Origin of the sequence: Paracoccus sp. T5, from assembly GCF_048538155.2 — a bacterium.
GTDB lineage: Bacteria > Pseudomonadota > Alphaproteobacteria > Rhodobacterales > Rhodobacteraceae > Paracoccus.
This window is the reverse complement of record NZ_CM135809.1, coordinates 127,719-148,033: the sequence shown is the minus strand read 5'-3', so window position 1 is coordinate 148,033 and position 20,315 is coordinate 127,719. Positions and strand designations below refer to the sequence as shown.

The 20,315-nt window shown below is 64.1% G+C and carries 23 protein-coding genes and 1 tRNA gene; 15 read left to right on the top strand and 9 right to left on the bottom strand.

The window, feature by feature from the left end:
- Positions 1-137: 137 nt before the first annotated feature.
- Entirely contained in the window at positions 138-782 is a 645-nt protein-coding gene (locus ACNR9W_RS00730) for a L,D-transpeptidase (RefSeq protein WP_265501250.1), read from the bottom strand.
- A gap of 386 nt (positions 783-1,168) precedes the next feature.
- On the opposite strand from ACNR9W_RS00730, the gene ACNR9W_RS00725 reads away from it, so the two are divergent.
- From ACNR9W_RS00725 to ACNR9W_RS00715, 3 genes are all read left to right on the top strand, one after another.
- Positions 1,169-1,630: a DUF411 domain-containing protein gene (locus ACNR9W_RS00725; RefSeq protein ID WP_265501307.1), complete on the top strand. Its 462-nt coding sequence runs from the start codon at positions 1,169-1,171 to the stop codon at positions 1,628-1,630.
- Between the two features lie 34 nt (positions 1,631-1,664).
- Complete coding sequence (locus ACNR9W_RS00720) at positions 1,665-2,219, top strand: L,D-transpeptidase family protein (protein ID WP_265501306.1); 555 nt, start codon at positions 1,665-1,667, stop codon at positions 2,217-2,219.
- A 189-nt stretch (positions 2,220-2,408) separates the two neighbouring features.
- Positions 2,409-3,041, top strand: coding sequence for a L,D-transpeptidase (locus ACNR9W_RS00715; RefSeq protein WP_419268657.1), 633 nt, complete (start codon positions 2,409-2,411; stop codon positions 3,039-3,041).
- Positions 3,042-3,159: 118 nt separating this feature from the next.
- On the opposite strand, the gene ACNR9W_RS00710 is transcribed toward ACNR9W_RS00715, so the two are convergent.
- Positions 3,160-3,729 (bottom strand): recombinase family protein, encoded by a 570-nt coding sequence (locus tag ACNR9W_RS00710; protein ID WP_265501248.1) that lies wholly within the window; start codon positions 3,727-3,729, stop codon positions 3,160-3,162.
- 240 nt (positions 3,730-3,969) lie between these two features.
- On the opposite strand from ACNR9W_RS00710, the gene ACNR9W_RS00705 reads away from it, so the two are divergent.
- The 3 genes from ACNR9W_RS00705 (at position 3,970) to ACNR9W_RS00695 (ending at position 6,060) form a co-directional block, all read left to right on the top strand.
- Positions 3,970-4,215: a FitA-like ribbon-helix-helix domain-containing protein gene (locus ACNR9W_RS00705; protein ID WP_265501247.1), complete on the top strand. Its 246-nt coding sequence runs from the start codon at positions 3,970-3,972 to the stop codon at positions 4,213-4,215.
- Positions 4,212-4,640, top strand: coding sequence for a type II toxin-antitoxin system VapC family toxin (locus tag ACNR9W_RS00700; protein WP_265501246.1), 429 nt, complete (start codon positions 4,212-4,214; stop codon positions 4,638-4,640). Before ACNR9W_RS00705 ends, ACNR9W_RS00700 begins: the two co-directional genes overlap by 4 nt.
- 622 nt (positions 4,641-5,262) lie before the next feature.
- Complete coding sequence (locus ACNR9W_RS00695) at positions 5,263-6,060, top strand: substrate-binding domain-containing protein (RefSeq protein ID WP_042250316.1); 798 nt, start codon at positions 5,263-5,265, stop codon at positions 6,058-6,060.
- A 210-nt stretch (positions 6,061-6,270) separates the two neighbouring features.
- Here the strand turns inward: ACNR9W_RS00695 and sorU are convergent, their stop codons facing one another.
- The 3 genes from sorU to ACNR9W_RS00680 all read right to left on the bottom strand — a co-directional run bounded on the left by sorU (position 6,271) and on the right by ACNR9W_RS00680 (position 9,326).
- Positions 6,271-6,609, bottom strand: a complete 339-nt coding sequence (sorU, locus tag ACNR9W_RS00690; RefSeq protein ID WP_042250314.1) for a SorU family sulfite dehydrogenase c-type cytochrome subunit — start codon at positions 6,607-6,609, stop codon at positions 6,271-6,273.
- 52 nt (positions 6,610-6,661) lie between these two features.
- Complete coding sequence (gene sorT, locus ACNR9W_RS00685) at positions 6,662-7,846, bottom strand: SorT family sulfite dehydrogenase catalytic subunit (RefSeq protein ID WP_042250312.1); 1,185 nt, start codon at positions 7,844-7,846, stop codon at positions 6,662-6,664.
- 370 nt (positions 7,847-8,216) lie between these two features.
- Entirely contained in the window at positions 8,217-9,326 is a 1,110-nt protein-coding gene (locus ACNR9W_RS00680; RefSeq protein WP_111560152.1) for a TDT family transporter, read from the bottom strand.
- A 68-nt stretch (positions 9,327-9,394) separates the two neighbouring features.
- On the opposite strand from ACNR9W_RS00680, the gene ACNR9W_RS00675 reads away from it, so the two are divergent.
- The 4 genes from ACNR9W_RS00675 to ACNR9W_RS00660 all read left to right on the top strand — a co-directional run bounded on the left by ACNR9W_RS00675 (position 9,395) and on the right by ACNR9W_RS00660 (position 12,662).
- A complete protein-coding gene (locus tag ACNR9W_RS00675) occupies positions 9,395-10,177 on the top strand; it encodes a ZIP family metal transporter (protein ID WP_419268656.1) in 783 nt (260 codons plus the stop codon).
- On the top strand, positions 10,174-11,013 hold the full coding sequence (locus ACNR9W_RS00670) for a LysR family transcriptional regulator (protein WP_111560151.1): 840 nt from the start codon (positions 10,174-10,176) through the stop codon (positions 11,011-11,013). The genes ACNR9W_RS00675 and ACNR9W_RS00670 overlap by 4 nt, the downstream gene beginning before the upstream one ends.
- 16 nt (positions 11,014-11,029) lie before the next feature.
- Entirely contained in the window at positions 11,030-11,605 is a 576-nt protein-coding gene (locus ACNR9W_RS00665) for a uracil-DNA glycosylase family protein (protein ID WP_111560153.1), read from the top strand.
- A 73-nt stretch (positions 11,606-11,678) separates the two neighbouring features.
- Positions 11,679-12,662 (top strand): malate dehydrogenase, encoded by a 984-nt coding sequence (locus ACNR9W_RS00660; protein WP_111560150.1) that lies wholly within the window; start codon positions 11,679-11,681, stop codon positions 12,660-12,662.
- 32 nt (positions 12,663-12,694) lie between these two features.
- Here ACNR9W_RS00660 and ACNR9W_RS00655 read toward each other — a convergent pair whose 3' ends face one another.
- From ACNR9W_RS00655 to leuB, 4 genes are all read right to left on the bottom strand, one after another.
- Positions 12,695-12,847, bottom strand: coding sequence for a DUF305 domain-containing protein (locus tag ACNR9W_RS00655; protein WP_111560149.1), 153 nt, complete (start codon positions 12,845-12,847; stop codon positions 12,695-12,697).
- 335 nt (positions 12,848-13,182) lie between these two features.
- Positions 13,183-13,259, bottom strand: a tRNA-Pro gene (locus tag ACNR9W_RS00650).
- Positions 13,260-13,307: 48 nt separating this feature from the next.
- The gene (locus tag ACNR9W_RS00645) at positions 13,308-14,267 is read right to left on the bottom strand and encodes a DMT family transporter (protein WP_419268655.1); all 960 of its coding nucleotides are present in this window, start codon (positions 14,265-14,267) and stop codon (positions 13,308-13,310) included.
- The gene (leuB, locus tag ACNR9W_RS00640) at positions 14,267-15,391 is read right to left on the bottom strand and encodes a 3-isopropylmalate dehydrogenase (protein WP_419268654.1); all 1,125 of its coding nucleotides are present in this window, start codon (positions 15,389-15,391) and stop codon (positions 14,267-14,269) included. Before leuB ends, ACNR9W_RS00645 begins: the two co-directional genes overlap by 1 nt.
- 164 nt (positions 15,392-15,555) lie before the next feature.
- On the opposite strand from leuB, the gene ACNR9W_RS00635 reads away from it, so the two are divergent.
- The 5 genes from ACNR9W_RS00635 to ACNR9W_RS00615 all read left to right on the top strand — a co-directional run bounded on the left by ACNR9W_RS00635 (position 15,556) and on the right by ACNR9W_RS00615 (position 20,315).
- Positions 15,556-16,056 (top strand): hypothetical protein, encoded by a 501-nt coding sequence (locus tag ACNR9W_RS00635; protein WP_419268653.1) that lies wholly within the window; start codon positions 15,556-15,558, stop codon positions 16,054-16,056.
- A gap of 75 nt (positions 16,057-16,131) precedes the next feature.
- On the top strand, positions 16,132-17,322 hold the full coding sequence (locus ACNR9W_RS00630; RefSeq protein WP_419268652.1) for an MFS transporter: 1,191 nt from the start codon (positions 16,132-16,134) through the stop codon (positions 17,320-17,322).
- A 23-nt stretch (positions 17,323-17,345) separates the two neighbouring features.
- The gene (locus tag ACNR9W_RS00625) at positions 17,346-18,386 is read left to right on the top strand and encodes a glycosyltransferase family 4 protein (RefSeq protein WP_419268651.1); all 1,041 of its coding nucleotides are present in this window, start codon (positions 17,346-17,348) and stop codon (positions 18,384-18,386) included.
- A complete protein-coding gene (locus tag ACNR9W_RS00620) occupies positions 18,383-19,030 on the top strand; it encodes a glycosyltransferase family 29 protein (protein ID WP_419268650.1) in 648 nt (215 codons plus the stop codon). Before ACNR9W_RS00625 ends, ACNR9W_RS00620 begins: the two co-directional genes overlap by 4 nt.
- 262 nt (positions 19,031-19,292) lie before the next feature.
- On the top strand, positions 19,293-20,315 hold the full coding sequence (locus ACNR9W_RS00615) for an aspartate-semialdehyde dehydrogenase (protein ID WP_419268649.1): 1,023 nt from the start codon (positions 19,293-19,295) through the stop codon (positions 20,313-20,315).

The following is a 20,315-nucleotide window of genomic DNA, read 5'->3' as shown; positions in this document are numbered from 1 at the left end:
CCATTTGCCTCGCAAGCGGTTGAAAGGTTCTCTGAGGGGGACCTACGCCCCATCAATTTCCGGATATTACCCGCTACGTTTCTTCGTGTAGAAAATGGTTCTGGTTGCTGGGATTGATTTTGCTGCCGTGAAATCTGCTACTCTCCCGGATAAAGAGTCGCACTGACACCGGTTTCAACCTGGCTGTAAAGATCGTTGACGTGGGCCATCACCATTCGGACGCATCCCGAACTTGCTCGACTTCCGATTGAGGTGGGATATGGCGTCCCATGGATGCGCAGATACGTATCACGGTCCCCTACATAGAGATAAAGCGCCCGTGAACCGAGTGCGTTCATAGGCCCGGGCTCCATACCGTCAGCGTATTGTGCATAAGTCTCCGGTTCGCGAGCGATCATATTCGCAGTGGGGGTCCAATGTGGCCACTTCGCTTTGCGCCGGACCGTATAGGTTCCTGGTTCATAAAGATCTCCGCGCCCGATGGCCACTCCGTAGCGCATCGCCGTACCATCATTTTGGATATGATAAAGATAACGCGCCACCGCATCGACGTGAATGTCCCCCGGCGTCAAACCGTCATTGGCTTCAACACGCTGCGGCAGGAACCTAGGATGCAGACCCCAAGGATTTGAGGTTGCCGGATCATAGGCTGGTGGAGTGATCTCCGCATCCCAGGAAGCCATCTGAGCTTCACTCGGCCACGAGCTTGCGAAGCCACGCGAAGCAATTGCCGGAGAGAACAGCACACTGGTTGTCAGGATGAAATGGCGACGTGTCAGCATTGTTCTCTCGCGGTTACTTCTGGGGCGGACTACGGTCCTGTGTGTCTAACATTGCGAGAAACCACAAGTTTGAACGGATAAATCTTGTGTTAGGCGGCGTAAGGGCATGGTCGAGAACGGTTTCTACCCAATTCCTGCTGCAGGTGGGATTGAACGATTCACGCTGGTCATGATCATGAGAGAGACTTGAGAAACTTTTGGCTGCTGCAATGAGCAGCCGGCAAGTTTGACGCGCGCATCCACTTGCTCAACCATATCTGCCTTAAGACCGAAGCGCCTGACAAGCCCGTGAACTTCAAAATTATCTCTTGAACCTCTAGCTGCTTGAGGTTGCAGTGGTTGGCAAACAAGAAACCGGCAAGTGCTGGAATGAGGGGCAGATCATGATGGAGTTGACACGGCGTTTCGTGCTTTTGGCCGCTGCCGCAAGTGCATTGCCGACTTTGGGACTGTCGCAGACAGCGGGAACGATCCATGTGGTCGAAGGAAGCGGCTGCGAGTGCTGCAAGCAGTGGACGAACTACCTGCGGGAGAATGGCTTTCAAGTGACCAGTGAGGAACGCTTCGGCGTGCTCCTCATGCAGCACAAGATCGATCTCGGTGTGCCTGTCGAACTGGCGTCCTGCCATACCGGATCGATCGAGGGCTATTTCCTGGAAGGGCATGTTCCGGTCGCTGATATCCGCAAGCTGTTGCAGGAGCGTCCGGACGCTTTGGGAGTCACTGTTCCGGGAATGCCCCTTGGAAGTCCGGGCATGGGGCCCGAAAGCCGGCGCGTCGCTTATGACGTCTTGCTGATCCGCAAGGATGGCAGCAGTGAAATCTTCAACAGCTATCCCGCTGCATAAATCACGCGAACGCCTTCTGCAGGAATCCTCGTCAATGTCCCACTTCACCCGCCGCCATGCCTCACTGGCCATGATTGCAGCCTTGGCAGCCTGCGGACGATCCGGTTCATCCGGTGTGAGCACCCAAGCCGCAACCAGACCGACGCCGGAGTTCAAACGCTATTTCGGACCACCCGTGACACAAGTGGTGGTCTATAAAAGCCAGCGCAGAATGCACCTCATCAGCGGCACGACCGTGCTGAAGTCCTATGATTTCGGGCTGGGCAACCAACCAATCGGGCCGAAGCAATTCGAAGGGGACGGAAAGACCCCTGAAGGTCTGTATTTCGTTGACCGCTTCAATCCACGCAGCCGCTATCACCTGTCGGTCGGCATTTCCTACCCGAACGCTCAGGACAAGGCCTATGCCGCACAGTTCGGCCGAAAGGCAGGGGGAGACATCATGTTCCATGGCCGGGGGCCGGAAGGGAATGTCTTCGCACCCAAGAACCGGGACTGGACTGCCGGTTGCCTTGCGCTCACAGACCAGGAAATTGAGGACGTCTACGCCATGCTTCAGCTTGGAACGCCGGTGATGATCTACGGTTGACCCATCCGGGTCAAATTTCCGCCGAGCTGTGTCCTTGTTATCTCTTTGCAGGCTTGGCTAGGCAGGAGATCGGGCCTGTTGCAAATCGTCTGATGCGACTGAAAATGTTCCGGAGCAATTTGGTCCATAGCTGATGCTCGGGTACGACTGCACAAAAGACATGAACAAATATGAAATCGAGGCAGGAGCATGTCCAAGAACCATCATTATGGTGATCGCAGAACCTTCTTGCAGGGGTTTTTCACAGCAAGCGTCATCCTTCCGGGCACTTCTGCTTTTGGACAGGACCTAGGGCCCTACAATCAGCCGGCACCGGGAACGCCCAACATGACCCAGACCGCCGTGGCCAGTGGCCCACAGCGCAATCTTTCATCTTTCCGGGCACGCCATTGGCGAGATTTCTATTCGGCCATCGGAAAGGGAGTTATTCTCGCCGATGTGACGTCCCGCGCTGTGCATTACTGGTCGGCCGATGAGAGCGTGCATTTCATTTTTCCCTGCTCCATTCCGATGACCGAGGACCTGACGCGCCGCGGGCAGACTGAGGTTGTCAGGAAAATGAAGCACCCACCTTGGACTCCCACACCGAGCATGCGTGAAAAAGACCCGAGCCTGCCGCAGCGCGTGGAGGGCGGGGCTCCCGAGAACCCGTTGGGACAGTACGGCCTGTACCTAGCTTGGCCTGCCTACCTTGTTCACGGCACCCATGACACCCGCAAGATCGGCCGGAAATCTTCATCCGGTTGTTACGGACTTTACAACGAGCATGTGGCTCGACTCTTCGAGGTCGCTGAAATCGGAACACAGGTTACCGTGTTCTGAACGCTCGCAGGCGGGGCCTGAAAGGCAGATCTCACCGCCCGATATATAAGTCCCTACTACTGACGGGAGGATTCTACTGCGCTGCCTGACCCACCTGGCAGTTAGCGATTTTGACGTCCTACACTGGCGAAACTGGGATGCTTTTCAAAGCAGTATAGAGGGCAGACTTACTAACCTTCATCCGCGCGGCAGCCTCACGCACGTTGAGGCCAGACGCAATCAGTTGACGGGCGCGAGCTACCTTTTCTGGTGTAACGGCAATGGGCCGTCCCCCTTTACGGCCTCTTGCCGCGGCAGCTTTCAGTCCTGCGCCAGTGCGCTCGCGGATCAGGTCACGCTCAAACTGACCAAGAGCCCCGAAGATGTGGAACACGAGCCGCCCGGTTGGGGTGGTGGTATCGATTGTCTCGGTAAGGGACCGGAAGCCTACTCCCCTGCTTTCAAGTTCCGTCACCGTTTGCAGCAGATGGGTCATCGACCGGCCAAGCCGGTCCAGCTTCCAGACCACAAGCGTGTCACCCTCCCGGAGGAAGGAAATTGCCGCGTTCAGCCCAACCCGTTCCGCTTTAGCGCCAGACATCCCCTTGTCCTCGAAAATCCGCGTCGCGCCAGCGGCCTTCAGCGCGTCAAGCTGAAGAGCAAGGTCCTGCTCAGAGGTCGAGACACGCGCGTACCCTATGAGTGACATCTGTTTTCCTTAAGCAGGGCCGTTCGTGCCCTCAGCTACTCGAAAATGTCCACAAACTCATCCAGAAATCAAGATGTCCAAATACACGTCATCCGGCATGTTCCTGGACAGCTTTGGCGAAAGTCCGCAAAACGTCCGTTTGATGGACACGCGAAGCCGGTGATATCATCAATATCATTTTGACATCATCCTGCTTGATGATATCATATCGTTCGAAATGCTATCAGAGGCGGGACTGCCATGGGAAACATGATGATCCGAAACCTCCCTGACGAGGTTCACAATCATCTTCGGGAGCAGGCGTCGAGCAACCGGCGAAGCATCGAAGCAGAGGCACGTGCGATCCTGGTCAACTCTTATGTCGCCCGGCACACGGGCGGCTTTGGACAGCAGCTGCGATCGCGGTTCCAGAGCATGGGCGTGATCGGTGACGAGTTGAGCCAACCTCGTGACAAGACTGCGGGCGAAGCTGCCGACTTCTCATGATCATCCTGGACACTAATGTGCTGTCGGAGGTCCAGCGGCCAGTTCCTGACCCAACCGTCATGGCTTGGCTTGACGCACAGGAGCCGGGCAATCTTTACGTGACCGCCATCACGGCAGAAGAACTGCTGTTCGGTGCGTTCATCTTGCCCACCGGTGAGCGGAAGACGCGACTTATCGGCACAATTGAGGCGATGCTGCAGGATGATTTCGCCGGCCGTATCCTTCCCTATGACGGAACGGCTTCGCTGTTCTATGCGATGCGCGTCTCAAGAGCCCGAGAGCGTGGCGTAACCATAGGTCATGCCGATGGTCAGATCGGGGCCATTGTTGCGGCACAGAAGGTTGCCAGCATCGCAACCCGCGACACTGCACCCTTTCAGGCGATGGGTATCGAAGTTATCAATCCTTGGGAATACCAGCCCTAGCCAGGACCGTGTTGTACTATCAGCAGGTCCTCTACTGTCTCACCATAGCAGCTGCCTGCGCACTTGAACTCGAATGCCCCTAGGGGGCGCATAGCAGACCCATGGCGGAGAGGGGCAAGCGGCAGCTATGCGGGACCTTTCGGCCATTGAGTGCGCCTACGCTAAGACCGTTCGCAATTGCAGCATCAGCGACGTGCTGGGCGGAAAGCCGCCGCTAAAGATTCCTGATATTTACAGGTCTAGAGTCCGGAAGCAGCCGCTCGTCATCCCATATTCTTATCAAAGCGCGGCCACTCACACACACCTACTCGAACGCCGCTACGAATTCGGCGACGATGGCCTTTTCGCGCTGCTGGCACGCCGGCTCTCAGGCGTTACGTCGACACAGGGCGATGTCAGCTGCGCAGCGGATGCGTTCCTGCGCGCCAGCGTCAGCGCTGACCTTTTGATCGAATTGACTAGTCAGCATTTATCACGCGTCAGCCGTGCCCCACACGCAAGAGTGACGTAGAAATGGCAGAAAACGGCGAAGCCGTTGGGCGTTTACGCCAGCTGCAGCGTTCTAGACGTCACATGGCGTCGGCATCAGGCCGACGCGATCCTGTTCGACCGGAGTGCCTTGATGAAAATGATATCCCTTCTGGCCATGAGCCTGTCCCTGACCACCCCCGCCCTTGCCCAGGACGCAGCCACGGATGCGCCCGCGATCGCGCGTGAAGCTGGCGACGGCGTTGTGCGTCTTTATGGTGCGGGCGGGCCGCATAGCGCGCTGCAGAAGGTCGCCGATGTCTGGCAGGCCGAAACGGGCACCGAGGTTGCAATCACCTTCGGACCGGAACCCACATGGTCCGATCAGGCGCAGGCCGATGCCGACATCATCTGGGGGACGTCCGAGCAGTCGATGACGGCGTTTCTGGAAACCTACACCTCGTTCTCGTCCGATCAGGTTCAGCCGATCTACCTGCGTCCCGCCATCATCGCGGTGAAGGCCGGCAACCCCAAGGGCATCACCGGCTTCGACGATCTTCTGGCCGACGGCGTCAAGATCGTCGTGACCGAGGGCGCCGGCGTCGGCAACACATCGGGCACCGGAGTTTGGGAGGATATCGCAGGGCGAACGGGCAACCTGGACGATGTTGTGGGCATGCGCCGCAACATTGTGGCGTTCGAGCACGGGTCGGGCGCCAGCTTCAAGGCGTTCACCGATATGGACGCGGATGCCTGGATCACCTGGCCGGACTGGACCGCGCGCAATCCCGACGTTATCGAGGCCGTATCGCTGTCCGAGGACCGCGCGATCTGGCGCGACCTGAACGTCGCCATCGCGCCGGATGCTGACCCGGAGGCGCAGGCCTTTCTGGACTTTCTGGTTACGGACGAGGCGCAGGCGCTGATGGAAACCGAAGGCTGGACCCGCTGAAGGGGTCCACGATCCAGCATCTCTAAAGCATGAGGTTTGACCTGACCGGAGATCTGTCCAACGCAATGCGATTGAATGCGAACCCTCATCGTCAGCCTGAAGTCCCGGCTTGAACGGCGATGGAATGAGCAAGACGCCAAACGTAACCCCCCGCCTGCAAGCGGGGGGTTTTTCGTTCAGTTCCGTCGTGGAGAAGAGCCATCGATCATCTCAGGGCTCGACGTTGTCTGCCTTGGTCGCGCTTGCGACATAGTGGGACAGAGCGTCCAACTCCTCGTCCGTCAGGCTATCATACGGCGTCATCGGTCCGACGCCGTTCACCAACGCCCGCATGACGCGGTCATAATCGGGACGCATGGTGTCGAGGTTCGGCCCGATCTCTCCCATTGTCTCGGCATCGGCCAGGGTATGGCAGATCGAGCAGGACGGCTCTGCCCCTTGTGTGAAAAGTGCCTTGCCCATGTCGATCCGGGCAGAGTCTGTTTCAGCTACAGCCATACCTGACAAGGATGAAAGCAAAATGGCCGCGGCACTCAGTGTCTTGTTCATGTGTTTTCCGTTGATCTGAGGGGTGTCCGGCACGAACCGCCAGCCGCGTGTGTCATGCCACTTCGATTTCGATGCCGGGCGCGCGCCACCCATTATGATTGTATCCGGGGTCGTTGGGCTCAGTCTGCTCAGGCTGCTGGTTTCCGTCCGCATCCGTGGCTCGGCTGACCAGCCGATACGTGCCGGGCTGCAGATCCATCTGTGCCACAAAGGGACGCCACGCAAATTTCCCGAGATCAGGTCCGATGAACTCTGCTGTGCTCCACGTCTGGCCATCATCCGCAGATACTTCGACTGATGCGACGTTGGTTGTTCCGCCGAACGCCACACCCGTGACCTGAACGCGACCAGCCTGGGTCGCATCCAACGGGCCGGTGATCCAGGATTTGACCGACATCTGCCAGACCGACGGATGGTCCGGGCCGCCTTCTTCACCCACAGGCTGCAACCGATAGCGCGTCTGCTGGATCAGCGCTGGCGACTGCTCCGCGGTCATGGCGACCTTGGTGACGTATTTCACGCTGTTGACGCCCGTAAACCCGGGGACGACCATGCGCAGCGGACCGCCATGGGCCAGGGAAATCGGCTCCCCATTCAGCTCCCACGCCAGCAAGATATCATCGAGCGCATCCAGGGGCACCGACCGCTCGACGAGCAATGTCAGCGGATCAAGTCCTTCGGGAAGCGTCTCTCCACCCGTGCCGGTCACGTATTCCATCCCCTCCGCAACTCCCCCCAGAGCGTCAACCACGACTCTCAAGGGCACACCCGTCCACATGACGCAGCCAGCAGCACCAACCTGCCAAGGTGTGCCGGACGGCTCGTGCTCAAAATAGGCACGACCGTTCCCGGAGCATTGCAGGACCATGGCAACAGTCGTGATCCCCATTGTCTTCAGTTCGGCCAGCGTCAGGCTCCGAGGCTCTGCCACGCCGTCGATGCTGACTTCCCATGCATCGCGATCGTCAAGAATGGAAGCAGGAGGCGGTGCCACATTGTTGCGGACATACAGCCTGTCCTCAGGCGTAAACGCAGAGGTTCCAAACGCAGACCGCTCCATCTCGATCGTGCTGTTGGAGTGCACGATCAGTGCATCGGCGTCTTTCCAACTGACATAGTCAGGCAGGGCCGTCACACTTTCCTGAGCTTGCACACGGACACCGCTGGCCATCACGGACAAGATGGCACCACTTCCGGCCAGCAGGCTTCGACGGCCTATCTTGAAATCACCCATCATCACTGAGCCTCCTCCCAAAGGTTTTGATCTTACTTTTGAGCCTAGCATGAAAAGAGGTTGGCGTGTCCACCGCCTCCTTTTGCGCGCCGCGTTATCAGAGCCACTTCACGGGTGTCTATCCCTGACCGTCCGCTCCGCACCGTCCCGCATTGTGTCGATCTATCCTGACCCCGTGAGCGTCCGCTTTGGTGAACTGGCATAAGCAGAGCCTTCAACCAACTGAAGGAAATGCTTTGCCTAGCATTCGGTGGATAAGCCGCAAGGGATGCGAAGCATCATTTGCGGCTTATGATTTTTTGTTTTGCAGTCTCATGCTGACAGCATCAGGGCGGCAGCACCCGCCGGAACGGTGCGACGTGTGGCGATCATCTCAATCCTCCTTCAGGCAAGGGGCGACGAACAGATCACCCTGCCACGCCCCGCGCACGGTGCGAGTGGCTACGATGGCCCAGATCACGGCCAGCAGGGCCACCAGCATCAGGCCGAAGACGTGGATCGAGCCGATGGGCATCAGCGTGCCCAGCTTCAGCGTTGCCACCGCGAACACCCCGATGGGAAAGGTATAGCCCCACCAGCCGAGGTTGAACGGCAGCCCCTCGCGCAGGTAGCGCCCGGTGATCAGGGCGGCCATCGCGAACCACCACAGGCCGTAGCCCCACAGGATCATCCCGCCGATCAGACCGACGCCCTGCGCGGCGCCAACATAGGCGTCCAGCCCGTGCGCGGCGAAGATGGCGGGCGCAGCCTCGCCCAGGGTCATCAGGCCAAGCGCGCCGGTGCCGATGGGGCCAAGCGCCAGCCAGGCCGAGGCCGCCATCGACGCATGCGGCAGTTTGTGGATCGCAAGGCGCAGGACCAGCACCACCAGCACGCTCATCGCGATGGGCAGCGACAGCGCCCAGAGGGTATAAGACACCCACAGCACTGTCAGGCCGTTCCCGACATGCGGGGCCAGCAGCCCGCCCGTCACTGCCGCCACCTCGGCCGCGACCATGGGCAGAAGCCATACGGCGGTCATCTGGTCGATGGAATGGCTTTGGCGGGTGAACATCAGATAGGGGATGGCGATGCCACAGGCTGCGGCCATCGCGACGTCGATCCACCACAGCGTTTCCGCCAGCCCCACCGCGCCGCGATAGATCAGCAGGCCGTTGATGATCGTGGCCAGCCCCATCGGGATGCAGCCGAAGAACATCGACACGACCGAATGGCCGAAGACGCGGCGCGCCCCGTCGAAGAAGAACACCCACCGCGCCGCGTAAAGCACGCTGAACAGCGCGAAAAGGCCGATGTTTAGGATCCACAGCGCCTCGCCCACCGCGCGGAACGGGGTTTGCGCCAGCGCGATGGACAGGATGCCGGTGCCCATGGTGGCGGCGAACCAGTTCGGGGTGAACTGGCGCACCACCTCGCGCGGGCTGTCGAGGCGGCTGAGCGGTTGGAGGCCGAGCGATACGGCCCGCATTTTCTCGAAGGTCATGGGGTATCTCCTTGGGTATGAAGATAGTGGGGCTGGCGCAACCGATCCAACGGATTAAACTTGTCCGAATGATCGGATTAGACGATGGGACGATGATGGCGATCTGGATGCAGGCGGGATTGTGGGGGCTGGCGGGCGCATCGTCTCTGCTGATCGGCGTGGCGCTGGCATGGTTTGCGCCGTTTCCCAAACGGGTGACGACGGGGTTCATGGCGTTCGGCTGCGGTGTCCTGATCTCGGCCGTCAGCTATGACCTGATCCTGGACGGATTCGGCAAGGCGGGCATCTGGCCGGTGTTGCTGGGGGCCGTGGCGGGGTCGGTGCTGTATACGGTGGCCAACGCGCTGATATCGCGGAATGGCGGGCACCATCGCAAGCGGTCGGGAAAACAGCAGCGGCAGGCGGCACAGGGCGGCGGGTTGGCCATCGCGGCGGGGGCGTTTCTGGACGGGATACCGGAATCGGTCGTGCTGGGGGTGGGCATGCTGGACGGCGGCGGCGTCAGCATCGCCATGTTCGCGGCGATCGTCCTGTCGAACTTTCCCGAAGGTCTGTCCAGCGCAGTTGGGATGAAGGCTGCGGGGCGCGGCGCGGGGTATGTGTTCGGCCTGTGGGCGGCGATCGTGCTGTGTTCCGGCGCCGCGGCGCTGATCGGTGCAGCGGCCTTGGGGGATGCGCCGCCCTATCTGCTGGCGGCGGTGAATGCGCTGGCCGCCGGCGCCCTGCTGACCATGATCGCCGACACCATGATCCCCGAGGCGGTGGAGGGCGAACGCGGCGAGACTGGCCTTCTGGTCACGCTCGGGTTCCTCGTGGCCTTCGCCTTGTCGCATCTGGGGGCTGCCGCATGACGCTGGAACAGCTTCGCATCTTCATCGCCGTGGCCGAACGTCAGCATGTGACCGAGGCCGCCCGCGCGCTGAACCTGACCCAGTCCGCCACCAGCGCCGCCATCGCAGCACTTGAGGAACGCCACGACGTGCGCCTGTTCGACCGCGTGGGGCGCGGCATCGTGCTGACCGATCTGGGCCGCAGCTTCCTGCCCGAGGCGCGGGCGGTGGTGGCGCGGGCCGAGGATGCGGCGGGGTTCCTTGCGGCCTCGATGGGATTGCATCATGGGCGGTTGCGGCTGGTGGCCAGCCAGACGGTCGCGAATTACTGGCTGCCGAAGGTCATGCAGACCTTCCAGGCCGCCCATCCGGGGATCGCGTTGACTCTGCGCATCCTGAACACCCATGACGCGTGCCAGGCGGTGGCCGAGGGTGAGGCCGATCTGGGCTTTGTCGAGGATGAGGTGACCTCGCCCGCGTTCACCCTGATCCCCGCCGCAACGGACCGGCTGGTCGTGGTGGCGGCGAAGCCCGTGACCGATCTGGCAGCGGCGACGTGGATCCTGCGCGAACAGGGCTCTGGCACGCGCGCCATTCTGGAACAGGCGCTGGCGGCGGCGGGGATCGTGCCGCGCGTGGGGATGGAGCTTCCCTCGAACGAGGCTGTCCGTGCGGCGGTCGAGGCGGGCACTGGCGTCTCCGCCCTGTCGCGCGTGGTGATAGAGGCATCCTTGGCAGCGGGTCGGTTGTTCGAGATCGCGTTCCCCATCCCGCCGCGCCATTTCAACGCCGTGCGTCCCACCGGCCGCCATGTGAGCCGAGCCGCCCAAGCGTTTCTGGACCGCGCCCTTGGATGAGGTGCTGCGCGCCCTGATGGCGATTGCGTCCACCGACCGGCTGTTCAACCCTTACCGCGACCATGATCCGGCGGTGGAGGCTGCGGGTGCCCCTGAAATTCGCCGCTGCAACCTGCGCGTCTATCTGGAGGCGATGCCGAAGGGCGCGCCGCTGTGGCTGGGCGAGGCGATGGCACGACGCGGTGCGCGGCGCACCGGCATCCCGTTCTGCGGCGAGGAGGCGCTGCACCGCCTCGGCCTGCCATTGATTCAGCCGACCCGCTATGCGCTGCCCGACGGGCCGACCGCCTGTGCGATCTGGGCCGCCGTGTCGGACCCGCCGCCGCTGTTCTGGAACGCCGTCATGCAGCATCCTCATCATGCCGATGGCCGCACCCGCCCGCCGACCGTGGCCGAGATTGCCGCCAACATGCCCGCCCTGCATGCGCTGATCGCGTGGAAACGCCCGTCGCGCATCCTCTGTATCGGGCGCGTGGCCGAACGCGCGGCGCAGGGCTTGGGCGTTTCCGCCACCTATGTCCGCCATCCGGCGCAAGGCGGGTTGGCCGCATTCCGCGAGGGTGCCGCGTCATTCATCGAACAAGGCGATTGATCCAAGCGGAACGATGCGTTGGACGGTTGTCTTCCGCGGGCCTACCTATTCCCGCAACCTTTAGGAGGACACCGTGACCACATCTACCCCCAAACGCATCGCCGTCACCGGCGCCGCCGGCCAGATCTGCTATGCCCTGCTGTTCCGCATCGCCAAGGGCGACGTCTATGGCCCCGACCAGCCGGTAATCCTGCAACTGCTGGACCTGCCGCAGGCGCAGGATGCCGTGCGCGGCGTGGTGATGGAGCTGGAGGATTGCGCCTTTCCGCTGCTGGTCGAGACCATGGTGACCGACGATCCGGCGACGGCCTTCCGCGATGCGGATGCGGCGTTCTTCGTCGGCTCGCGCCCGCGTGGCAAGGGGATGGAGCGGCGCGATCTGCTGTCGGCCAATGCCGAGATCTTCCGCGCCCAAGGCCGAGCGCTGAACGAGACCGCCAAGCGTGACGCGAAGGTCGTGGTCGTCGGCAACCCCGCGAACACCAACGCGATGATCCTTGCCGCCAACGCGCCCGACTTCCCGAACGAGAACGTCACCTCGATGATCCGGCTTGACCACAATCGCGCGCTGACGCAGCTGGCCACGAAGGCGGGCGTCGCCGTGGCCGAGATCGACCGGCTGGCCGTCTGGGGCAACCATTCCCCCACCATGTTCGCGGATTGGACCGAAGCCACCGCGCAGGGCGGCAAACTGCCCGACATGATCGGCGACGACGCATGGTATCGCGACACCCTAATCCCGAACGTGGCCCGGCGCGGCACCGCAATCATCGAGGCGCGGGGCGCATCCTCGGCCGCGTCCGCCGCAAATGCCGCCATCGACCACATGCATGGCTGGATTCACGGCACGGGGGGCAAATGGGTGTCGATGGGCGTCCACTCGAACGGCGAATACGGTATCCCCGAGGGGCTGATGTTCGGCGTTCCGGTCATCTGTGCGAACGGCACATACGAACGCGTCGAAGGTCTGACTTTTACCGATTTCCAGCGCGAGATGATGGCCCGCACCATCGCCGAACTGGAGGAGGAACGCGAGGCTGTCTCAGCCCTTCTGTAAAGAACAGGCCCGCGCAAGGCGGGCCCACCCTATTATTCCGGCACTTCAACGCCCATGCGGTCCAGCATGGCCGTCATCTCGGCAATATCTTCCTTTTGCGCGTCGATGATCTTCTGCGCCATATCGCGCGTCTCGTCATCCGTGCCGTGCTCCAGCTCCACCTCGCCATGTCGATGGCAAGGCATTGGTCAGGTTCGCAACATAGATACGCAGTGCGGAGAGAGTTCGCTGTTCCCACCCGAAACGGCAGAGCGGCACCCTTTGCCTCACATGACGAATGACTGCTATGGGATGAGCGTCGCCCTAAACCATAGTTGGCCTTGCCCGGACCAAGGTCCGGTTTGGGTCGATCACTCTTGCTGCATCTGCATTCGCTGCAGCAGGGACGAATGACTGCAATGGGCTCTTCGCGTCGATGCTGCGCCGACCCCTGACTGTCCGCTTCAGTTAGGCCGGTCAGCCTGAAAGGCACAAAGCCTGACAGAAAGGCAGAACTATCTGCCACGAAACACAAAATCACTGGTCGGAGCGAGAGGATTCGAACCTCCGACCCCCTGCTCCCGAAGCAGGTGCGCTACCAGGCTGCGCTACGCTCCGACCGTAGGACGGGCACGTAGCGCAGCGGCGGGGGGGATGCAAGCCCCCTCAGCGGCGCGGGCTCCACAATCTTTGCAGGATCGTCGATTTCGGGGCCGTCACCACCTCCGTGCGCAGCCGCGAGGTGGTGGCCGGACGGTTGGCCGAAACGCCGCCGCGCCCTTCGCGCCAGACGATGTAGATCCCCGAGGCGATGATCACGCTGGCACCCAGCAGCGTGGGCAGGTCCATCACCTCGCCGAACAGGAACCAGCCATAGCCGGTCGCCCACAGGATCTGCGAATACTGCATCGGCGCCACGATGGCGGCCTCGCCCGCGCGATAGGCCAGGATCACCAGGAAACCCGCCACCAGGCCCAGGCCCGCGATGACGCCGGTCAGCGCCAGGTGGTGCAGCTCCATCGGCTGATAATCCAGCGACAGCGCCGCACCGGTGGCCACGAAATTGCCCAGCATCGGCCACATCATCAGGACCATCGGCCGCTCGCGCCGGCCCAGGCGGCGGATGATCACGGCCGCCAGCGCGCTGGCCACGGCGCCCGCCATGGCCGCCGCATGGCCGGGCTGCAGGTCCTGCCCCCCCGGCCGCAGCACGATCAGCACCCCCGACAGGCCGATCACCACCGCCGCCCAGCGGTGCAGGCCGACCTTTTCGCCCAGCAGCGGGATCGACAGGATGGTGATCAGCAGGGGCGTGGTGAACAGGATCGCATAGACCTGCGTCAGCGGCAGGGTCGAAAAGGCGTAAAAGCCCGCCATCCCCGCCACCACCGCGCAGGCCGTGCGCAGCGCGACCCAGCCCATGTTGTTGGGCCGCAGCGTGCCCGGCTGGGGGTCGCGCATCAGGACGACCGACACCAGGGGAAAGGACAGAAGCGACGCAAAGAACAGGATCTGCAGCGCCGGATAGGTGGCGCCCAGCGACTTGATCACCACGTCATGCGTCGCATAGAGGCCCATCGCCGCAAGCTGCAGCAGGGCCCCCCGCACGTTCCCCGGCAGGGCCATCAGGCCGACGCCAGCGCCGCGACGATGCGGTCGCCCATCTGCGATGTGCTGACCGGCGTGCCGCCCTCGGGGCCCATCAGGTCGGCGGTGCGCACCCCCTCGGTCAGCACCTGCTCGACCGCGCGCTCCAATTGCGCCGCGGCCTCGCCCTCGCCAAAGCTGTAGCGCAGCGCCATGGCAAAGCTGAGGATGCAGGCGATCGGATTGGCCTTTCCCTGGCCCGCGATGTCGGGGGCGCTGCCGTGGACGGGCTCGTAAAGCGCCTTGGGGCGGCCATTGGCCATCGGCGCACCCAGGGAGGCCGAAGGCAGCATCCCCAGGCTGCCGGTCAGCATCGCCGCCGCATCCGACAGGATGTCGCCGAACAGGTTGTCGGTCACGATCACGTCGAACTGGCGCGGCGCGCGGACCAGCTGCATGGCGCCGTTGTCGGCATACATGTGGCTCAGCTCGACATCGGGATATTCGTTGTCATGCACCCACTGGACCTCCTCGCGCCACAGGATGCCCGATTCCATGACATTGGCCTTTTCCATCGAGCAGACCTTGTTGCCGCGCGCCCGCGCCAGCTCAAAGGCCGACCGCGCCACGCGGCGGATCTCGCCGCTGGTATAGCGCTGGGTGTTGATGCCGACGCGCCCGCCCTCGTTTTCGGGGTTGTTGTCGTCGACATGAATGCCCCGCGGCGTGCCGAAATAGACGCCCGAGGTCAGCTCGCGCACGATCAGGATATCAAGGCCCGCCACCACCTCGCGCTTTAGCGACGAAAAATCGGCCAGCGCGTCAAAGCATTGCGCGGGGCGCAGGTTGGCATAAAGGTCCATCTCCTTGCGCAGGCGCAAAAGGCCGCGCTCCGGCTTCACGCTGAAATCCAGAACGTCGTATTTCGGGCCGCCGACCGCACCCAGCAGCACCGCATCCACCGCCTGGGCGCGGGCCATCGTCTCGTCCGCCAAGGGCACGCCATGCGCGTCATAGGCCGCGCCGCCGACCAGGTCGTGGCTGACCTCGAAACGCATGCCCCGGTTCGCCTGGAACCAGTCGATGACCTTGACGACCTCGGCCATCACCTCGGGGCCGATCCCGTCGCCGGGCAGGATGAGAAGCGAATAACGGTCGGACATGAACCCTCCTTCAGGCGCGGCAGGTTGCTGCGGGCCGCGGCGCAGGGTCGGGTTAGACCCGCCCTGCCCAAGGGTCAAGATCGCGGACGGGATCACGCCTTGTTGCCTTGCACCCCGCGCCCGGCTGGCCGACCCTGCACGCTCTCTGAGCGATGGGGGATGCGATGAAAAGCTGGGATGTCATCATGATCGGAACGGTCGCCGCGGGTGCGATCCTGCTGGCCGTCAACGCCTGGGCCCAGCCCGCGGACGGGGTGCCGGGGGACCGGCTCGTCGTGCCGCTGCCCGACGTCTCGACCCTCTCCGAACCACAGGCGCAGGCGCTGATGCGCGAACTGGCGCAGATGAACGTCGTCACCTCGGAATGCCCCGACCAGGACGTGACCGACCCGGAATGGCAGCTGATGACCGGCACCACGGATGCGCTGATCGAACGGCTGGGGCTGGACCCCGTCGCCTATGACCGCGAATATTTCCGCCCCGCCTTCAGCCTGCTGGAGGATCCGGCCAATTGCGACCGCATCGGCGCCCAGTCCGACGAACTGATCGCCCGGCTGGAGGGGATGGGCGGCAGCACCCGCCCGGTGACGCCGGGCCTGGCGCCTGCCGACACCCCGAAAGCCACCGAAACCCCCGACCCCGCGGCACCGCCCCCCGCCGAATGATCCCCGCCCCGAACCTGCACGCCTTGCAGGTTCCGCGCCGTTCAAGCAGCTTGGCTGCCGGGAACGGAGGATCACATGCCAGTTGTGTCGGCGGGGCTTGTCAGCCTGGTGCTGGGCTACATGCTCAGCCAGTTCTATCGCGCCTTTCTTGCGGTGCTGGCCCCCGTGCTGGAACGCCAGATCGGCGCCACGCCGGGCGACCTCGCGCTGTCCTCGGGGCTGTGGTTCATCGCCTTCGCGGCGCTGCAGCTGCCGGTGGGCGCGGCGCTGGACCGGCACGGGCCGCGCCTGACGGTGGCGCTGCTGCTGGCCCTGGGCGGCGGCGGAGGTGCTGCGGTCTTCGCCCTGGCCCAGGCGCCCTGGCACCTGCATGTCGCGATGGCGCTTCTGGGCATCGGCTGCTCGCCTGCGCTGATGGGCCCCTATTTCATCTTCGCGCGCGAATATCCGCAGGCGGTCTTCGGGACGCTGGCGGGGATGCTGGTGGGCTTCGGCTCGCTGGGCAACATCCTGGGTGCCGCGCCCCTGGTGACGGTGATCCAGACCTTCGGCTGGCGCCCGACGCTCTGGGGGCTGGCGGCGCTGACGCTGCTGGTGGCGGGGCTGATCATGACCTTCGTGCGCGACCCGGCCCGGCTGGGACAGGACCACCCCCAGGGCTCGCTGGGCCAGATCCTGCGCCTGCGCGCGCTGTGGTTCATCCTGCCGCTGTTCGCGGTGAACTACGCGGTAACCGCCGGCATCCGCGGCCTCTGGGCGGCGCCCTGGCTGGAAAAGGTGCATGGCGCCGACGCGACCCAGATCGGCCGGGTGACGCTGGCCATGGGCCTCGCCATGGTCGCGGGCAGCTTTGCCGTCGGCCCCGCCGCCCGCCTCATCGGCAGCGTCCGCCGCGCCGTGCTGGTCTTTTCCGCCGTGATGATCGCGGTCATGGCGGTGATGTGGCTCCAACCCGCGCTGCCCATCGCGATGGTCACGCTGCTTCTGGTGATCCTGGGGTTCTTCGGCTCGGCCTATCCACTGCTGATGGCGCATGGGCGGTCCTTCCTGCCCCCGCATCTTGTGGGACGCGGGGTCACCTTCCTCAACATGTTCTCGATCGGCGGGGTGGGTGTGATGCAGTTCGCCTCCCGCCCGGTCTATGCCACCGCCCAGGCGGCCTACCCCCCGGCGCAGGCCTTCGCTATGCTGTGGCTGTTCTTCCTGGTCCCGCTGGTGATCGGGTTTCTGCTCTATTTCCTGACGCCCGAGGCCCGGCATGACTGAAACGCGCATGACTGAACCCCACCATGACTGACGCGCCGCTGGTCGTCGCGCCGAACCTGAAACGCCGCCTCTCGGGGGTGACGGCGACGGTGGTGCGGCTGATCCCGGTGCAGGCGCGGATGATCGACATCGCCGCCACCGGCCCCGGCCTGCCGCCCCAGGTGCCGCATCTCCCGCTGGCCCGCGCCGCCACCCTGCCCCGCGACCGCTGGCGGGTCTGGCACGCGCGCCGCAACACCGAGATGGCCCTGGGCCTGATCCTGCGCCGGGTGCTGCGCCGGAAATACCGCCTGCTCTTCACCTCGGCCGCCCAGCGCCGCCACACCGGCTTCACCCGCTGGCTGATCCGCCAACAGGACGCGCTGGTGGCGACCTCGCCCCAGGCGGCCAGCTACCTCGAACGCCCCGCCACCGTCATCCTGCACGGCGTCGATACCGACATCTTCCAGCCCGCCCCCGACCGCGCCGCCCTGCGCGCTCGCCTGGGGCTCGATCCCGACGCGGTGCTGGTCGGCTGCTTCGGCCGGGTCCGCGCGCAAAAGGGGGTCGACCTGCTGGTGCAGGCGGGGCTCGACCTGCTGCCCGACCGCCCGCGGGTCCAGATCCTCTTCACCGGCCGCATCACCCCCGACAACCGTGCCTTTGCCGATGACCTTCAGGCCCGGATCGCGGCCGCCGGGCTTTCAGATCGCATCCGCTTTCTGGGCGAGCTCCCTTGGGACCAGCTGGTCCGGCACTACCAGGCGCTGGACCTCTTCGCCGCCCCCGCCCGGTGGGAGGGCTTCGGCCTGACACCGCTGGAGGCCGCGGCCTGCGCCGTCCCCACCGTCGCCGCCCGCGTCGGCGCCTACGAGACCCTGATCCGCGACGGCGAGACCGGCAGCCTGGTGCCGCGCGACGACGCGCCCGCGCTGACCGCCGCGCTGGCGCGCTGGCTGGACGATGACAGGGGCCGCGCCGCCGCCGGCCAGGCCGCCCGCGCCCATGTGGCGCAAAACCATGCCATCGAGGGCGAGGCCCGCGCCCTGGTGCAGGTCTATCGCGACCTCCTGGACCGGCCATGACCCCGGCCCTGATCCCGGCCCTGATCCCGGACCGCCTGCGCTTTGCCGCCGCCCGCCTGGTCCGGTCCGAGCATCCTCTGCGCCGCCTCTCGGTCCCGCAGGCGCAGCTTCTGGCCGACCTCTCCGGGCGGCAGGTGGCGCTTGTCGGCAATGCCCGCGCGCTGGCCACGACCGGTCACGGCGCGGCGATCGACGCCGCCGACCTGGTCATCCGCATCAACCGCGCGCCCCTGCCCGACCCGCGCAGCCACGGGCGCCGCACCGACTGGCTGGCGCTGGCCACCCGCCTGCCCGATGCCGATCGCGCCCGCCTGTCGCCCGACCGCATCCTGTGGATGTCGCCCAAGCGCAAGCGCCTCGACTGGACCAGCGCCAGCAGCCCCGGCTTCTACCTGCACCCGCTTCAGGATTATCAGGCGCTGATGGGCCGGCTGGCCGCGCCGCCCACCACCGGTGCCATGATGATCGACCTGCTGCTGCGCGCGCCGCTGGCGGGGCTGACCCTCTACGGCTTCGACTTCTTCGCCAGCCTCAGCCTCTCGGGACGGCGCGACGCGGCCCAGGTGCCCCATGATTTCGCCGCCGAGGCCGCCTGGGTCGAGGATCTGCTGCGCCACGACCGCCGCCTGACCCTGGTCCGCTGATCCCCCCTCCCCCCTCGCGCAACGCCACCGCGCGCAAGCGGTGTACACTCGGTGCACATCCGGTGCCGCCTCCGTGCCCGCCCCGTGCCGGCGTTTTTTCCAGCATTTGCAGGGCCCCGCCGAGGCTGACGCCCGCCGCCATTGCGCCCGGATCCACAGCAACGCCCGCCCGCCCGCGCGGCGGGCGCGCGCCCAAGACCCTTTCAATAAGCGACCGTTTGCGGTAAACGCCCCCGACCGCAGGAAAAGGAGCTCCCCCGAAATGGGTTACAAAGTCGTCGTCGCTGGCGCCACGGGAAATGTGGGCCGCGAAATGCTGAACATCCTGGCCGAGCGCCAGTTCCCCGTGGACGAGATCGCCGTCCTGGCCTCGCGCCGCAGCCAGGGAACCGAGGTCAGCTTTGGCGACAAGACCCTGAAGATCCAGGATATCGAACAGTTCGATTTCACCGGATGGGACATCGCCCTTTTCGCCATCGGCTCGGACGCGACCAAGATCCACGCCCCGCGCGCGGCCCAGTCCGGCTGCGTGGTGATCGACAACTCCTCGCTCTATCGCTACGACCCGCAGATCCCGCTGATCGTGCCCGAGGTGAACCCCGACGCGATCGAGGGCTACAAGAACAAGATGATCATCGCCAACCCCAACTGCTCGACCGCGCAGATGGTGGTGGCACTGAAGCCCCTGCACGACCGCGCCCGCATCAAGCGGGTGGTCGTCTCGACCTATCAGTCGGTCAGCGGTGCCGGCAAGGATGGCATGGACGAGCTGTGGGACCAGACCAAGGGCATGTATGTCCCGGGTCAGGAAAAGGACCCCAAGAAGTTCCAGAAGCAGATCGCCTTCAACGTGATTCCCCAGATCGACGTCTTCATGGAAGACGGCACGACCAAGGAGGAATGGAAGATGGTGGTCGAGACCAAGAAGATCATCGACCCCTCGATCAAGGTCACCGCAACCTGCGTGCGCGTCCCGGTCTTCGTCGGCCATTCGGAAGCCATCAACATCGAATTCGAGGATTTCCTGGACGAGGACGAGGCCCGCGACATCCTGCGTGAGGCCCCCGGCATCCTGGTCATCGACAAGCGCGAGCCCGGCGGCTACACGACGCCGGTCGAATGCGTGGGCGAATACGCCACCTTCATCAGCCGCATCCGCCAGGATTCCACCGTCGAAAACGGCCTGAACCTGTGGTGCGTCAGCGACAACCTGCGCAAGGGCGCGGCGCTGAACGCGGTGCAGATCGCGGAACTGCTGGGCAACCGCATCCTCAAGAAGGGCTGA

What these genes read in the sequence shown, in the direction of transcription:
- ACNR9W_RS00730 (WP_265501250.1), bottom strand. Translation starts at nt 782, where the DNA reads ATGCTGACACGTCGCCATTTCATCCTGACAACCAGTGTGCTGTTCTCT.
- ACNR9W_RS00725 (WP_265501307.1), top strand. Translation starts at nt 1,169, where the DNA reads ATGGAGTTGACACGGCGTTTCGTGCTTTTGGCCGCTGCCGCAAGTGCA.
- ACNR9W_RS00720 (WP_265501306.1), top strand. Translation starts at nt 1,665, where the DNA reads ATGTCCCACTTCACCCGCCGCCATGCCTCACTGGCCATGATTGCAGCC.
- ACNR9W_RS00715 (WP_419268657.1), top strand. Translation starts at nt 2,409, where the DNA reads ATGTCCAAGAACCATCATTATGGTGATCGCAGAACCTTCTTGCAGGGG.
- ACNR9W_RS00710 (WP_265501248.1), bottom strand. Translation starts at nt 3,729, where the DNA reads ATGTCACTCATAGGGTACGCGCGTGTCTCGACCTCTGAGCAGGACCTT.
- ACNR9W_RS00705 (WP_265501247.1), top strand. Translation starts at nt 3,970, where the DNA reads ATGGGAAACATGATGATCCGAAACCTCCCTGACGAGGTTCACAATCAT.
- ACNR9W_RS00700 (WP_265501246.1), top strand. Translation starts at nt 4,212, where the DNA reads ATGATCATCCTGGACACTAATGTGCTGTCGGAGGTCCAGCGGCCAGTT.
- ACNR9W_RS00695 (WP_042250316.1), top strand. Translation starts at nt 5,263, where the DNA reads ATGAAAATGATATCCCTTCTGGCCATGAGCCTGTCCCTGACCACCCCC.
- sorU (WP_042250314.1), bottom strand. Translation starts at nt 6,609, where the DNA reads ATGAACAAGACACTGAGTGCCGCGGCCATTTTGCTTTCATCCTTGTCA.
- sorT (WP_042250312.1), bottom strand. Translation starts at nt 7,846, where the DNA reads ATGATGGGTGATTTCAAGATAGGCCGTCGAAGCCTGCTGGCCGGAAGT.
- ACNR9W_RS00680 (WP_111560152.1), bottom strand. Translation starts at nt 9,326, where the DNA reads ATGACCTTCGAGAAAATGCGGGCCGTATCGCTCGGCCTCCAACCGCTC.
- ACNR9W_RS00675 (WP_419268656.1), top strand. Translation starts at nt 9,395, where the DNA reads ATGATCGGATTAGACGATGGGACGATGATGGCGATCTGGATGCAGGCG.
- ACNR9W_RS00670 (WP_111560151.1), top strand. Translation starts at nt 10,174, where the DNA reads ATGACGCTGGAACAGCTTCGCATCTTCATCGCCGTGGCCGAACGTCAG.
- ACNR9W_RS00665 (WP_111560153.1), top strand. Translation starts at nt 11,030, where the DNA reads ATGGCGATTGCGTCCACCGACCGGCTGTTCAACCCTTACCGCGACCAT.
- ACNR9W_RS00655 (WP_111560149.1), bottom strand. Translation starts at nt 12,847, where the DNA reads ATGCCTTGCCATCGACATGGCGAGGTGGAGCTGGAGCACGGCACGGAT.
- ACNR9W_RS00645 (WP_419268655.1), bottom strand. Translation starts at nt 14,267, where the DNA reads ATGGCCCTGCCGGGGAACGTGCGGGGGGCCCTGCTGCAGCTTGCGGCG.
- leuB (WP_419268654.1), bottom strand. Translation starts at nt 15,391, where the DNA reads ATGTCCGACCGTTATTCGCTTCTCATCCTGCCCGGCGACGGGATCGGC.
- ACNR9W_RS00635 (WP_419268653.1), top strand. Translation starts at nt 15,556, where the DNA reads ATGAAAAGCTGGGATGTCATCATGATCGGAACGGTCGCCGCGGGTGCG.
- ACNR9W_RS00630 (WP_419268652.1), top strand. Translation starts at nt 16,132, where the DNA reads ATGCCAGTTGTGTCGGCGGGGCTTGTCAGCCTGGTGCTGGGCTACATG.
- ACNR9W_RS00625 (WP_419268651.1), top strand. Translation starts at nt 17,346, where the DNA reads ATGACTGACGCGCCGCTGGTCGTCGCGCCGAACCTGAAACGCCGCCTC.
- ACNR9W_RS00620 (WP_419268650.1), top strand. Translation starts at nt 18,383, where the DNA reads ATGACCCCGGCCCTGATCCCGGCCCTGATCCCGGACCGCCTGCGCTTT.
- ACNR9W_RS00615 (WP_419268649.1), top strand. Translation starts at nt 19,293, where the DNA reads ATGGGTTACAAAGTCGTCGTCGCTGGCGCCACGGGAAATGTGGGCCGC.